Consider the following 13,101-nt stretch of genomic DNA (forward strand, 5'->3'; position numbering starts at 1 on the left):
AAGGCGGGGACCCAGTGTCTTTCAAAGACGCTGGATTCCCGCTTTCGCGGGAACGACATCAGCCGGCGCCATGTTCATCAGAACGCCAGCGTGCGGGCCGCCACGTTGGCGGCAAGATCCGGATCGTGCGTGACCAGCATCAGCGCGCAGTCCGATTGTTCCGCCGCCTCGACGATCAGGTCGATGGTATTGCGCTGTGTCACCGGGTCGAGCCGCGAGGTCGGCTCGTCGGCGAACAGGAAGGCCGGCCGCAGCAGCAGCGCGCGCAGCAAGGCGAAGCGCTGCAGTTCGCCGCCGGATACCGCGCCGGGCAGCCGCTCGAGCAGATCGGCCGACAAGCCGAGCCGCTCCATCCACGGCCGCAGCGGCGCGCGTTCGAGCCGGTGCAGCGCGATCAGGTCCTGCAGCGCGCGGCCCAGCGAGACATGCGGCGCGAAGGCGCCGGCCGGGTCCTGATAGAGCTTCTGGAAACGAACCCGCGCAATGCCGTCGGCGCGGCGCACGCTGCCGCGATCGGCCCGGGCGAGACCGAGCAGCACATTGCCCAAGGTCGATTTGCCGCTGCCGCTGGGTCCGGTGACGGCCACGCGCTCGCCCGCGTGCAGCGCCAGGTCGAGGCCGTCGAACAGCAGATGGTCGCCAAAACGCTTGCTCAGGCCGCTGGCGCGCAACACCTCGCCGCCGATATCGGGCAGCGGCCGCCGCGGCCACGCCGCGGGCTCTGCTGCGATCAGCGCGCGCGTGTAGTCGTGCGACGGCGCGCCCAGCACCGCGTGGGTCTGGCCGCGCTCGACGACGCGGCCATCGAGCATCACCATCGTGTCGCCGCCGAGCGCGCGCGCCACGCCGATGTCGTGGGTGATGGTCAGCACCGCGCAGCCCTGTTCCAGCGCCGCGCGCAGGCGCGCCACCAGATCGTCGCGCCAGATCCGGTCCAGGCCCTTGGTCGGTTCATCGACGATCAGGATCGGCGCATCGCCGGCGCCGGTGATCGCGAACGCCGCGCGTTGCGCCATGCCGCCCGACAAGGCGGTCGGCCAGGCGCGCGCCGCATGCCCGAGCCCGACCGCGCGCAGCGCCTGCGCGGCGTGGTGCGCGGCGCGCTGTCGCGACTGCCCGGCGACCCAGCGATAGGTCTCCGCCAGTTGCGCATCGACGCGCATCAGCGGGTCCAGCGCAAACCACGGCTCCTGCGGCAGCAGCGCCAGCTCGCGGCCCCATAGCGGCCGCCGCGCCCGCCTATCGCCGGCCTCGCATTGCCAGCCATCGCCGGCGAGGCGCCCGCTCGCGCGCAGGCCGGAGGGCAGCGAGCCCATCACGGCATGGGCCAGCAGGCTCTTGCCGGAACCGGTCTCGCCCAGCAGCGTCAGCGCGCGGCCGGCCTGCAGTTCGAACGACACCGGCTGCAGCAGCACGCCGTCGGCACTCGCGACGGACAGGTCCGTCACGCCGAGCAGGCGTCCGGCGCGGTCGCCGTGCAAGTCCTCGATGAGGATGTCGTTCCGCGCGTTCATGACGACACCCCGGCACGCGTGCGGTCGTTGAGCAGTGCCAACGCCAGAATCGCCAATGTCAGCACCGCGATCGGGCTGGCGATGGCCCACGGCGCCTCGGCCGCATAGGGCAGCAACTCGGTCATCATCAGGCCGAGCTCGGCCATCGGCGGCTGCACGCCCATGCCGACGAAGCCCATCGCGGCCAGCGCCAGCACCGCCGCGCCAAGCCCGAAGCTGCTCAACGTGCCGAGCACCGGTGCCAGCTCGGGCAGCAGGTGCCGGCGCACGATATGCAGCGGTCCGAAGCCGAGCAGGCGCGCGGCCTCGACATGGTGGCTCTGCAGCACGATCCGCGCGCTGGCGCGCGCGACGCGGAAATACTCGACCCACAGCACCAGCGACAGCCCCAGATACAGCGGCCACATCGCGCCCGGCGCCAGCGCGGACAGCAGCAGCACCAGCAGCAGTCCCGGCAGCGCCAGCACCGCGTCGGCCAGTGCGCCCGCCACGCGATCGACCCAGCCGCCGCGCCACGCGGCAAGCAGCCCAAGCAACGTGCCCGGCAGCGCGGCCGACAGCACGCACAGCAGCGCGAGCCCCAGCGACAGCCGCGTGGCGTGCGCGGTGCGGGCCAGCACGCTGCGGCCCAGATGATCGGTGCCGAGCGGCTCGGCCATCGTCGGCGCCTGCAGTACGCGGTACAGATCCTGTTCGAACGGTTCGCGTGGCGTGGCCCACGGGCCGACCACGGCGAACAGGGCCAGCAGCACGATCAGCAGCAAGGCGATTCGCCGCCGCGGCGTGGCAGCCGCCGATACGCCCTTCAAGCTCAGGCTTGCCATTCCGCTCATCGTGCCACCCTCGCTCGCAGCCTCGGATCGATCGCCATGCAGGCGAGGTCGACCGCGGCGTTCAACACCACGAACAGCAGTCCCATCGTCAACGCGGTGCCTTGGATCATCGGCACATCGCGGCCGAAGATCGCATGCACCAGCGCATGGCCGATGCCGGGCCACGCGAACAGCGTCTCGACCACCACCACGCCCTCGAGCAGATAGACCAGCTGCACGCCGAGATAGGCGACCACCGGCACCGCGGCATTGCGCACGCCGTGCCGCGCCATCGCGACCCGGTCCGTCAGCCCCTTGGTCCGCGCGAACAGCCAGTACGGCGCCGCCACCACGCCGGCCATCGCATCGCGCGCGACGCGCATCGCGGTGGCGGCCAGGCCCAGTCCCAGCGTCAGCGCCGGGGCGATCCAGCTGCCGTGCTCGCCGTGGCCCCCGGCCGGCAGCCAATCGAGCTCGACCGCGAACGCCAGCACCAGCAGCATGCCCAGCACGAATGGCGGCAGCGCACGCAGCAGCACGGACAACGCCAGCGTGATCCGATCGGTGTGGCCGCCGGCGCGACTGCCTGCGGCAAAGCCCAGCGGCAGCGCAATCAGCGTCGACACCGCCAGCGCGGCCAGCGCCAGCCACAGCGTATGGCCGAGCTGATGCGCGATCTCGGCGGCGACCGGCGCGCCGGTCACCGTCGAGGTGCCAAGGTCCAGGTGCAGCAGCCGCGACCACCACGCCAGCAGGCCGTCGAACCACGGCTGGTCAAGCGCCAGTTCGGCCCGCACCGCGTCGGCGGCCTGCGCGGTCACCATGTCGTAGCCATAGCGGCCGGCGGCGATGCGGAACGCCATGTCGCCCGGCAGCAGCCGCATCATCAGGAAGCTGAGGCTGCCGACCAGCGCGGCGACGACCGCGGCCTGCACCCCGCGCTGCAGCAGCACGCGAGCGATCAGCCGGGCGGCCGGTGTGGCGCGCCGCCGGCGCAAGGCATCGTGCGATGCCGATGCGGATTCGGCGACGCTTGCCGCGGCCGGTGTGGCGGCCAGCGCTGTGGCCTGAGGATTCGGTGGCGTCATCGGGTCCATTGCAATTCGGTGAGCCGGTAGCTGCGTTCGAACGGGTCGATCGACACGCCGGCCAGATGCGGGCTGGCCGCGAGCGTCTGCTGATACCAGAGCACGGGCACCAGTGGCAGGCCCTCGTGCAGCGCGCCGGCGATCTGCCCGCGCAGCCCCTGCGTACGGGCCGCGTCCGTGGTCGACGACATCGCCGCCAGCGCGCGCGTCAGCGTCGCCGACGACCAGCCCATCGCGCCCCAATCGCCGCCGTTGCCATCGGCCGTGCCGAAGTCCTGCGCGATCGTGCCCAAGGCATCGGGCACCGCGCCATAGTTGCGCGCAATCAGCGCCATCTGCAGCGTGCCGTCGCGATGGCCCAGCGGGATCTCGCTGGAATTGCCAATCGCCACGCGGACCTGCATGCCGATCAGGCGCAGCTGCTCCTGGATCGCGGCGGCGATCACCGGCAGTTCGGGGCGATCGGGAAAGGTCTGCAGCGTCAGCGCGAAACGCTCGCCGCCGCGTGCCAGCACGCCGTCGGTGCCGGGCCGCCAGCCCAGTTCGGCGAGCAGCGCTCGGGCGCGTACGGGGTCGTGCGCGAGTCCCGGCAGCTCGGCGCGGTGCCAGCCGGCCAGCGCGGGCGGGAACAGCTGCGTCGCCGCCAGCGACGGCTCTCGCAGCACCGCCTGCGCGATGCCGCGCCGGTCCAGTGCCAGCGACAGCGCCTGCCGCGCGCGCGGATCGGCGAGCAGCGGATGGCGGGCATTGAGCTTCAGCGCGGTGGTGCGCGGGATCGGCTGCTGCAGCACGCGGACCGCGTCGCCGCGCCGCAGCCGCGCCACGCTGCCGGGATCGAGGCCGTAGGCCAGTTCGGCCTGGCCCGCCTCGGCCATCAGCGCGCGCATCTCGGCGCGTCCGATCGCCAGATAGCTGGCCCGGCGCACCGCCGGGACTGGCCCCTGCCAGCCATCGAAAGCCGCCACCGAGAAGCGCTGCGGCGGCTCCAGCGTGACGATGCGGTACGGGCCCGAGCCGACGATCGCGCGGACCGCGCCATCGGCGCCAAAGGACGCGGGCGCGAGGATCTGCGTGCTGCTGTGCGACAGCAGCGCCGGCAGCGCGGGAAACGGTTGGCGCAATCGGATCCGGACGACCGCGCCAGGCGCGGCGTCGGTCGCGGCATCGGTCGCGACATCAATCGCGGCGATCGGCGCCTGGCCGAGCACGCCGGCCGGATGCAGCGCGCGCCGCAGCGCCTGCACGACGTCGGCCGCGCGCACCGGCGAGCCGTCATGAAAGCGCGCGCCCTGGCGCAACGCAAAGCGCCAAACCAGCCCGTCGCCGGACACCTGCCAGCGCGACGCCAGTCCGGCGACGGGCCGGGCCTGGGCGTCATAGTCGACCAGCGTCTCGGCGACGTGCATGCGCGCGAACAGATAGCCGCCGCGCAGCGGATCCAGGCTCGACAGCTCCCACGGGCCGATCACGCGCACGGTGCGGTCGGCTGCGGCTCTCTTGTCCGCGTCCGTGTCCGTCCCCTTGCCTTGCGCCAGCGTCGGCGACAGCAGCGCGGCGACGCCGGCTCCCAGCAGGCGCCGGCGGCGTGGCGAACGCGGCGAATCCGGTGAACCGGCTGGCATCGATGCAGGCGGGGACATGGCAGCGGACCGTTTCATCGCGTCAATAGCTGAGCCGCAGCCCGAGCCGCACCGTGCGCCCCGCTCCCGGCGCGATCCACAGCGCGCTGTAGGAACTGGCGTAGTAGTCCCGGTCGAACAGGTTGTGCACGTTCAGCGTCAGCCGGGCCTGCTTGCTGAGCTGCCAGTAGGCGAGCAGATCGACCAGCGTGTACGACGGCAGCGTGAAGCTGTCGGCTGCGTCCCCCGAGCGCTTGCCGACGTAGCGCACGCCGGCGCCGAGCCCATAGCGTTGCCCGACCGGCGCCGCATCCTCGTAGACCGCCAGCGCGCTCGCGCTGGTGCGCGGAATATTGCGCAGCGGCGTGCCGGCCGGCAGCCGGGTATCGGCGGTGATCTCGGCATCGGTCAGCGCGACGCTGCCCGACACGCGCCAATGCTGGCCGAGGCGGCCCGCCACATCGAGTTCGAGGCCGCGGCTGCGCGCCTCGCCTGCGGTGGTCGAGAACGAGGGATCGGCCGGATCGGCGGTCAGCACATTGCGCTTGTGGATCGTGAACGCGCTCAGCGTCGCGCCGAGGCGGCGATCGTCGGTCTCGAACTTCAGGCCCGCCTCCACCGCGCGGCCGCGCTCGGGCGTGAAGGGCTCGCCGGCGGCGTTGCTGCCCGGGTTGGGACGGAAGGAGCGGCTGGCATTGGCGAACAGCGTCACGTTGTTGCTGGCCAGATAGGCGAGGCCCAGCCGCGGCGACACCGCGGTCTGGTCCTGCTCGACGCGCGTGCCGCGCAGGCGGTTGTCCAGCGTCTGCCGATACGAGTCGACGCGCAGCCCGCCGAGCAGGCGCCAGCGCTCGCCAAAGGCGATCTGGTCCTGCGCGTACAGGCCGAGATTGGTCTGCCGCTCGTGCGTATCGGTGTTCGGCAACAACGGCGGCGGCGTCGATCCGTAGACCGGCTCGTAGATGTCGATCGGATATGGCGTCGCGGCGGTCGGATTGCCGCGCAGCTGCACCTGGCTGCTGCTGAAGCGATAGGCGTCCAGGCCCACCAGCAGCGTGTGCGACAGCGCGCCGGTGTCGAAGCGGCCGGTCAGGTCAGCCTGCAGCGCGGTATCGTCGGACTGGTAGTCGCGGTATCGCCGCTGGCGCCGCAGCGTGCGGTCGTCGGCGGCCAGCGCGAAGGGCTCGGTCGAATATCCTTCCAGCGAGCCCCCGCGATAGGCCAGCGACAGCCGGCCCTTCCACGCGGGGGAGAACTGATGCTCGACGCCGAGCTGGTGCGACTGGCTGTCCAGGCGGATATCGCCGTCGGCCGGCTCGCCGAGGAACGTCTTGCGGCCCATCGCATCGAGTCGGCCGTCGACCGCGACGATGCCGCGGTCCAGCGGCGTCGAGAAGCGCTGCCATTCGCCGGCGTACTGGACCACCGTATCGGCGCCGAGCGTCCACGTCAGCGAGGGCGCCAGCAGATAGCGCTGGCTGTCGACGAAGGCACGCTGGCTGCCCTGATGGTCGCCCACCGCGATCAGGCGGCCGGCGACGTTCTCGCCCAGCGGCCCGGTGACATCCGCGGCGACACGATAACGGTCGCGATTGCCGACTTCCAGCTCGTAGTTCTGCGCCGGCTTGAACTGCGGCTGCTTCGTGACCAGGTTCAGCGTGCCGCCCGGCTCGCCGCTGCCGTACAGCGACGAGGTGGGGCCCTTGAGCACCTCGACGCGCTCGATGGTGGCGACGTCGCGCGGCGCGGTGAAGCCGCGGTTGGCGACGAAGCCGTTGACCAGGTAGCCGGTGCCGGTGTTTTCGTTGCCGGCGAAGCCGCGCACCGCGAAGTTGTCCCACAGGCCGCCGAAGCTGTCCTGGCGCGCGATGCCGCTGACATAGTCGAAGGTCTGCTCGAGCCGGGTCGCGCCGATATCGTCGATCATCGCGCGCGGCACCACGCGCACCGCCTGCGGGACTTCGCGCAGCGGCGTGTCGGTGCGCGTCGCGCCGCTGGCTTCATCCGGGTTGTACGATGCGGCGCCGGACGTCACCACCGCGACCTCGGGCAGCACGGCCTCCTCCCGCTCCGCGGCCTCGGTGGGTTCGGCGAGCGCGGCAGCGGCGAACAGCGCGGCGGCAAGCGGCGACAGCGGATGAACCGCGCGCAAGGGTCGCGCAGCGCGGCGCGCGGGTACCCGCGCGGGCGATGAAATCGGCGTGGACATGTGGACGAAGAGTGAGCGAAGACAGGCGATCACCGCCACCGTCATGCCGTACCGCGTGTGCGGGCCGGCAATGGAAGCCGCAGGCAACGACAATAGCGGCGACAATACGGGCTGCGGCGACGCTGCCGAGCGACGGCGCGCCTTATTGAGAACGAATTTTCATTATCATTCTAGCCATGGAACGCATGACCCGTCAACGCGAGGCCGTGCTGGGCGCGCTGCGCGAGGCCGCCCGGCCGCTGAGCCCTGCCGAGATCCTGGCCGCCGCGCAGCGCACGGTGCCGACGCTTGGACTCGCGACGGTCTACCGCAATATCCGCGCCATGCTGCAGGAAGGTGGCCTGGTGGCGGTGCCGCTGCCGGGACAGGCGGACCGCTACGAGGTCGCGGACGAACCTGACGCGGTCGTGCACAAGCACTACTTCCAGTGCCTGAGCTGCGACCGCGTGTTTCCGCTGGAAGGGTGCCCCGGGCACCTGGAAGAGATCACGCCGCCGGGCTTCGTCGTCGAGCAGCACGAGCTGACGCTGCGCGGCCGCTGCATCGAATGCGCGACGAAGAAGGCGGGGAAACGGCGGGCAAGCTGATACGAAGGGATGTCGTCGTCCCCGCGAACGCGGGGACCCAGTGGCATTCAAAGTCGCTGGGTTCCCGCATGCGCGGGAATGACGACGCGAGCGGCGACGGAGTTACGGCTGCGAGATCGCGAACTCGTGCGCGGTGGTGTCGAGCCGCGAAACGCGGCGCTCGACGCGCCGGTCGTGATAGGACGAGGCGATCCGCGTGATCTGCAGCAGCGGGCCGCCCACCGGCACCGGCAGCAGCCGATGGTCGTCCTCGTCGGCCAGCACCGCGCGCAGGCGCTCCTCGGTGCGGATCACGTTGATGCCGAAGGCGTCCTGATAGAAGTTGTACAGCGTGTTGGGCCGCTCGCGCAGCATCGTCTCGGTCAGCCCGTCGAATAGCGCCTCGGGCACCGTGATCGCATCGGTCATCACCGGCCTGCCGTCCAGCGACAGCACGTTGATGAAATGGAAGACCCGCTCGCCCGGCGCGATGCCGAGCGCCAGCGCCTCTTCCTTGCTGGCCTTGCCGCGCCGGAATCTGGCCAGCCGCACGCTGGGAAACGCGCGATGGCCGTCCTCGCGCACCACGCGGAAGAAGCGGAAGAAATGATCCTCCTGGCGGTGGGTCGCGACGAAGGTGCCGCGCCCCTGATGGCGGATCATGATGTTCTCCGCCACCAGTTCGTCGATCGCCTTGCGCAGCGTGCCGATCGACACGCCGAAGCGCTCCACCAGCTTGCGTTCGGCCGGAATCGCCTCGCCCGGCTTCCACTCGCCGGCGGCCAGCGCCGCCAGGATCGCCCGCTTGACGTCCTTGTACAGCACGCCGCCGATTGCCGCGCCTGCTTCGAATTCTGCGCCCACCTTCAACGATCTCCCTGACGGATGGATTGGCACGATGCCGGTTCCGGACCGCCGCCGGCTGCCCGGCGTCGGAACGGAACGTCTATATAACATGGATGACTGCCGCCGCCCGCGCCCGCCGTGTCGAAGATCGTCTCGAACCCTGGGCTTCGCGCCCCGCCCCGCGCGCTGCGATCTACTCGGCGCGGATGCCCTTCTGGTCGATCAGCCTCGCCCAGCGCGCGACCTCGCCCTGGAAGTAGTCGGTAAAGGGCGCGCTCGCCTGTGGAGCGGGCGAGAAGCCCGCCGCCACGATGCGGTCACGCACCGACTTGACCTCGACCATCTTCGCCACCGCGGTGCCGACCTTGTCGATCACCGGCTTCGGCGTGCCGGCCGGCATCATCAGCCCGGTCCAGTTCTCGACCAGCAGGTCGGGGAAGCCCATTTCGCCGACGGTGGGCACATCCGGCAGCAGCGGATGGCGTTCGCGCGTGGTCACCGCCAGCGCGCGCAGCTTGCCGCCCTTGACGTAGGCCAGCGACTCGGGGAAGTTGGAGAACACCACGTCGATCTGCCCGCCGATCAGGTCGGTCATCGACGGCGCACCACCCTTGTACGGCACGTGCGTCAATTTGGTGCCGGTCAGGCTCTCGAACAGGGCAAGCGTCAGGTGCGGCGGCGTGCCGTTGCCGCTGGAACCGGCATTGAGCTTGCCCTTGCGGGCCGCCTCGACCAGGTCCTTCATCGACTGGATCGGCGAGTTGGCGGGCACCACCACGGTCATCGGCGACGAGGCGATCCGCGCCACCGGCACCAGGTCTTTCTGCATGTTGAACGGCAGCTTCGGAAACAGCGTGACGTTGGACGCGTGCGTCAGCGTGACGGCCAGCCAGGTGTAGCCGTCGGCCGGCGCCTTGGCCACCTGGTCGGCGCCGATATTGGCATTGCCGCCCGGCTTGTTGTCGATGACGATCGGCTTGCCCCACTCCTCCGACAGCTGATGGCCGACCATGCGCGCCATGATGTCGGTCAGGCCGCCGGGCGCAAACGGCACCACGTAGCGGATCGGCTTGCTCGGATAGTCGGCGGGCCCCTGGGCCGCCGCGGGGGCGGCCGCGGTGACGGCGGTAACGGCGGACAAGGCAACGGACAACGCGGCCACATGCCGCAGCATGGTGCGAATCAACGGGCGATGCATGGTTTGTCTCCTTTGTTTGCCGCCATCCGTACTTTGCGGACCTCGGCGTATTGGGGGGCCGGCGCGGAGGCCGGCCCCAGCTGACGCTTGCTAGGCCGGACTACCCTCCCCGGCCAGCGCCTCCAGTTCGGCCAGCAGCGCGGCAGGCACGGCAATGCCCTCGCGGCTGGCGCGTTGTTGCGATGCCTCGCGGCGCGCGCCCGGCAGGCGCGTTCCCGGGTCGGCCAACATCGCCGCCAGCAGCGCCTCGACGCGATCGTGATAAACCTGCTCGCCGCTGAACGCGGCCGGATCCAGCACCAGGAAGACCTGGCCGATGCGCGGCCGCCCGCCGGCGTCTTCGAAGAAGGAATCGGCCTCCGCGCCGAACTGCGCGCCGGCCAGCGACACCACCAGCAGCTCGACCAGCAGCGCCAGCATCGCGCCCTTGACGCCGCCCGCGGGCAGCATCGAGCCGCGCAGCGCGGCCGCCGCGTCGGTGGTCGGCTCGCCGGCTTCGTCGAGCGCCCAGCCCAGCGGAATCGGCTGGCCTGCCTTGGCGGCGACCATGATCTTGCCGCGCGCGACCTCCGACAGCGACAGATCGATCACCACCGGCGCCGCGCCGCGGCGCGGAAACACCGCGGCGATCGGATTGGTGCCGAACAGCGGCTTGCGCCCGCCCCAGGCCGGCATCGCGGCCGGCGAGTTGCCCAGCGCGATGCCGATCATGCCGGCGGCGGCGACGGGCTCCAGATGCGAGGCGGCGGCGCCGAAGTGATGGCTGTTGGTGACCGCGGCCACGCTGACGCCGAGCTCGCGCGCGCGCACGATCGCCTGCTCGATCGCCATCGCGCAGGCCGGGAAGGCGAAGCCGCAGCGGGCGTCGACCAACAGCGCGGCACGCCTTTCGTCGTTGCGCGTCTGCAGCACGGGCACCGCCGCGCCATCGACGCGATCGCGCCGCAGGTGCGCGACATACATCGGCACCCGCGACACGCCATGCGAGGCGAGGCCCGCCGCATCGGCGCGCACCAGCGCCGCCGCGGTGGCCTGGGCCTGCAGCGCGCTGGCACCGGCGCGGCGCAGCGCGGCCTCGGCCAGCCGCGTCAGGCGTGCGGCATCGACGGCCTTGATGTTGGGGGCGCTCATGTCGATACCTCGTCCAGCGCCTGCCGCACCTGCTGCGCGATCCGCATCGACACGCGCGCATTGGCCTCGCGCGTGACGCCGCCGATATGCGGCGTCAGCACCAGATTGGGCACACCGTCCAGCGGCGAGCCCGCCGGCAGCGGCTCGCGCTCGAACACGTCGAGCGCGGCGCCGGCCAGATGCCCCTGGCGCAGCGCCGCCGCCAACGCGGACTCGTCGACCACGCCGCCGCGCGCGGTATTGATCAGCACCGCGCCCGGGCGCATCGCGGCGAGGCGACGCGCATCGAGCAGATGCCGGGTCGCCGGCACCAGCGGCACGTGCAGGCTGACCGCATCGGCCTCGGCGAGCAGCGCATCGAGACCGCGCGGCGCGACGCCGCTGCGTTGCCAGACCGGATCGTCGTCGCGCAGCATCGGATCGTGCGCGACCACGCGCATACCGAAGGCCTGCGCCAGCGCGGCGGTCTGCCGGCCGATGTCGCCGAAGCCGATCAGGCCCAGCGTCTTGCCCAGCGTCTCGCGGCCCTCCGACAAGCGCGCGCGCGGCCACTTGCCCTGCACCACCTCGCCGCTGCTCTGATAGGCGCCGCGCAGCAGCATCGCCGCCGTGGTGACGACGTACTCGGCGACCGAGCGCGCATTGGCGCCGGTGGCCGGAATCACGCGGATGCCGCGCGCCTTGCACGATTCGACGTCGATATTGTCCAGACCGACGCCGAGCCGCCCCACCACGCGCAGGCGCGGCGCGCTGTCGAGCAGCGCCGCATCGACCTGCGTGCGGTTGCGCACGATCAGCGCGTCGGCCGAAGGCAGCGCCGCCAGCAGTTCGGCGCGGCGGTCGACCCAGTCGGGCTCGTAGCGCAGTTCGAACCCGGGCGTCAGCGCGGCCACCGCGTCCGGGTCCATGAACTCGCTGATGCAGATCCGCTTCATCAGGCCGACTCGTGGATGCGGGTCAGCACGAACTCGCGGTGGCCCAGCGCCTCGGCCGCGGTCCAGCGGCCGTTGGCGGTGGCCAGCATGCACTCGAGCAGCTTGTCGCCGGTCTGGTCCAGATTCAGTTCACGCTGCAGCAGCCCGGAGCAATCGACGTCCATGTGCTCGCTCATCAGCCGCACGGTGCGCGGATTCGCACACAGCTTGATCACCGGCACGATCGGGTTGCCGATCACGTTGCCCTGCCCGGTCGGGAAGAAATGCACGACGAAGCCGGAGGCCGCGCACAGCGTCACCATCTCGGCCGCGGCCGACGACGAATCCATGAACCACAGGCCCGGATGCGTCGGCTCCTCGGCCTTGTCGAGCACGCCGTCGACGGTGCACTTCTTGCCGATCTTCTGGATGTTGCCCAGCGCCTTCTCCTCGATCGTCGTCAGGCCGCCGGCGATATTGCCCTTGGTCGGCTGCGACTCCGACAGATCGGTGGTCTTCCAGCGGTCGATCATGCCCTGGTAGCGCTCGAACATCGCCATGAACTGATGGCGGACCTCGTCGTTGGCGCAGCGTGCCGCGACGATATGCTCGCCGCCGGTCAGCTCGGAGGTCTCGCCGAACACCAGCGTGGTGCCAAGGGGATGCAGCTTGTCGAAGGCATTGCCGACGGTCGGGTTGGCGCCGCAGCCGGACGTGGTATCCGACTCGCCGCACTTGGTCGACACCCACAGGTCGGCGATCGGGCATTCGACGCGATGCAGCGCCGTGGCGTACTGCACGAACTCCTTGGCGGCCTTCGATGCACGCTTGATGGTCTCGTGGTCGCCGTGGCCCTCGATGCCGAAGCCGACCACCGGCTTGCCGGTCTTCGCGATGCCGTCGACCACGCGCTTGGTCCAGCCGTCCTCGATGCCGATCACCACCACGGCGGCGACATTGGGATTGCTGCCGGCGCCGATCAGCGTGCGGAAATGCAGCTCCAGGTCCGGGCCGAACTGCAGGCGGCCATAGGGATGGGGGATCGCCATCGTGCCCTTGATCGCATGCGCGACGGCCTCGGCGGCCGCGTTGGACAGGTCGTCCAGCGGCAGGATGATCACGTGGTTGCGCACGCCGACGCGGCCGTTGTCGCGGCGGTAGCCCCAGAAGGTGGTGTTTTGGTCGATGATGGACATGGCTTGGT

At 71.1% G+C, this 13,101-nt stretch carries 11 protein-coding genes; 1 reads left to right on the forward strand and 10 read right to left on the reverse strand.

Annotation, left to right across the window (positions count from 1 at the left end; genetic code table 11):
• Positions 1 to 77: 77 nt before the first annotated feature.
• The 5 genes from LRR16_RS12345 to LRR16_RS12365 all read right to left on the reverse strand — a co-directional run bounded on the left by LRR16_RS12345 (position 78) and on the right by LRR16_RS12365 (position 7,242).
• Complete coding sequence (locus LRR16_RS12345; RefSeq protein WP_232206092.1) at positions 78 to 1,514, reverse strand: ABC transporter ATP-binding protein; 1,437 nt, start codon at positions 1,512 to 1,514, stop codon at positions 78 to 80.
• On the reverse strand, positions 1,511 to 2,338 hold the full coding sequence (locus LRR16_RS12350; RefSeq protein WP_232206094.1) for an ABC transporter permease: 828 nt from the start codon (positions 2,336 to 2,338) through the stop codon (positions 1,511 to 1,513). The genes LRR16_RS12345 and LRR16_RS12350 overlap by 4 nt, the downstream gene beginning before the upstream one ends.
• 5 nt (positions 2,339 to 2,343) lie before the next feature.
• Positions 2,344 to 3,213, reverse strand: a complete 870-nt coding sequence (locus LRR16_RS12355; protein WP_232206207.1) for an ABC transporter permease — start codon at positions 3,211 to 3,213, stop codon at positions 2,344 to 2,346.
• Between the two features lie 197 nt (positions 3,214 to 3,410).
• Positions 3,411 to 5,054, reverse strand: coding sequence for an ABC transporter substrate-binding protein (locus tag LRR16_RS12360; protein WP_232206096.1), 1,644 nt, complete (start codon positions 5,052 to 5,054; stop codon positions 3,411 to 3,413).
• 22 nt (positions 5,055 to 5,076) lie between these two features.
• Positions 5,077 to 7,242: a TonB-dependent siderophore receptor gene (locus tag LRR16_RS12365; RefSeq protein WP_232206098.1), complete on the reverse strand. Its 2,166-nt coding sequence runs from the start codon at positions 7,240 to 7,242 to the stop codon at positions 5,077 to 5,079.
• A gap of 176 nt (positions 7,243 to 7,418) precedes the next feature.
• Between LRR16_RS12365 and LRR16_RS12370 the strand changes: the two genes are divergently transcribed.
• Positions 7,419 to 7,829: a Fur family transcriptional regulator gene (locus LRR16_RS12370; RefSeq protein WP_006579736.1), complete on the forward strand. Its 411-nt coding sequence runs from the start codon at positions 7,419 to 7,421 to the stop codon at positions 7,827 to 7,829.
• A 102-nt stretch (positions 7,830 to 7,931) separates the two neighbouring features.
• Here LRR16_RS12370 and LRR16_RS12375 read toward each other — a convergent pair whose 3' ends face one another.
• The 5 genes from LRR16_RS12375 to LRR16_RS12395 form a co-directional block, all read right to left on the reverse strand.
• Positions 7,932 to 8,672: a GntR family transcriptional regulator gene (locus LRR16_RS12375; protein WP_232206099.1), complete on the reverse strand. Its 741-nt coding sequence runs from the start codon at positions 8,670 to 8,672 to the stop codon at positions 7,932 to 7,934.
• Between the two features lie 175 nt (positions 8,673 to 8,847).
• A complete protein-coding gene (locus LRR16_RS12380; protein ID WP_232206100.1) occupies positions 8,848 to 9,852 on the reverse strand; it encodes a tripartite tricarboxylate transporter substrate binding protein in 1,005 nt (334 codons plus the stop codon).
• A gap of 90 nt (positions 9,853 to 9,942) precedes the next feature.
• On the reverse strand, positions 9,943 to 10,983 hold the full coding sequence (locus LRR16_RS12385) for an Ldh family oxidoreductase (RefSeq protein WP_232206102.1): 1,041 nt from the start codon (positions 10,981 to 10,983) through the stop codon (positions 9,943 to 9,945).
• Positions 10,980 to 11,918, reverse strand: coding sequence for a hydroxyacid dehydrogenase (locus LRR16_RS12390; RefSeq protein WP_232206103.1), 939 nt, complete (start codon positions 11,916 to 11,918; stop codon positions 10,980 to 10,982). The genes LRR16_RS12385 and LRR16_RS12390 overlap by 4 nt, the downstream gene beginning before the upstream one ends.
• Positions 11,918 to 13,093: a UxaA family hydrolase gene (locus LRR16_RS12395; protein ID WP_006575912.1), complete on the reverse strand. Its 1,176-nt coding sequence runs from the start codon at positions 13,091 to 13,093 to the stop codon at positions 11,918 to 11,920. Before LRR16_RS12395 ends, LRR16_RS12390 begins: the two co-directional genes overlap by 1 nt.
• Between the last annotated feature and the right edge of the window lie 8 nt (positions 13,094 to 13,101).

The organism is Cupriavidus sp. UGS-1, assembly GCF_021213615.1.
Classification (GTDB): Bacteria; Pseudomonadota; Gammaproteobacteria; order Burkholderiales; family Burkholderiaceae; genus Cupriavidus.

What these genes read in the sequence shown, in the direction of transcription:
- LRR16_RS12345 (WP_232206092.1), bottom strand. Translation starts at nt 1,514, where the DNA reads ATGAACGCGCGGAACGACATCCTCATCGAGGACTTGCACGGCGACCGC.
- LRR16_RS12350 (WP_232206094.1), bottom strand. Translation starts at nt 2,338, where the DNA reads ATGGCAAGCCTGAGCTTGAAGGGCGTATCGGCGGCTGCCACGCCGCGG.
- LRR16_RS12355 (WP_232206207.1), bottom strand. Translation starts at nt 3,213, where the DNA reads ATGATGCGGCTGCTGCCGGGCGACATGGCGTTCCGCATCGCCGCCGGC.
- LRR16_RS12360 (WP_232206096.1), bottom strand. Translation starts at nt 5,054, where the DNA reads ATGTCCCCGCCTGCATCGATGCCAGCCGGTTCACCGGATTCGCCGCGT.
- LRR16_RS12365 (WP_232206098.1), bottom strand. Translation starts at nt 7,242, where the DNA reads ATGTCCACGCCGATTTCATCGCCCGCGCGGGTACCCGCGCGCCGCGCT.
- LRR16_RS12370 (WP_006579736.1), top strand. Translation starts at nt 7,419, where the DNA reads ATGGAACGCATGACCCGTCAACGCGAGGCCGTGCTGGGCGCGCTGCGC.
- LRR16_RS12380 (WP_232206100.1), bottom strand. Translation starts at nt 9,852, where the DNA reads ATGCATCGCCCGTTGATTCGCACCATGCTGCGGCATGTGGCCGCGTTG.
- LRR16_RS12385 (WP_232206102.1), bottom strand. Translation starts at nt 10,983, where the DNA reads ATGAGCGCCCCCAACATCAAGGCCGTCGATGCCGCACGCCTGACGCGG.
- LRR16_RS12390 (WP_232206103.1), bottom strand. Translation starts at nt 11,918, where the DNA reads ATGAAGCGGATCTGCATCAGCGAGTTCATGGACCCGGACGCGGTGGCC.
- LRR16_RS12395 (WP_006575912.1), bottom strand. Translation starts at nt 13,093, where the DNA reads ATGTCCATCATCGACCAAAACACCACCTTCTGGGGCTACCGCCGCGAC.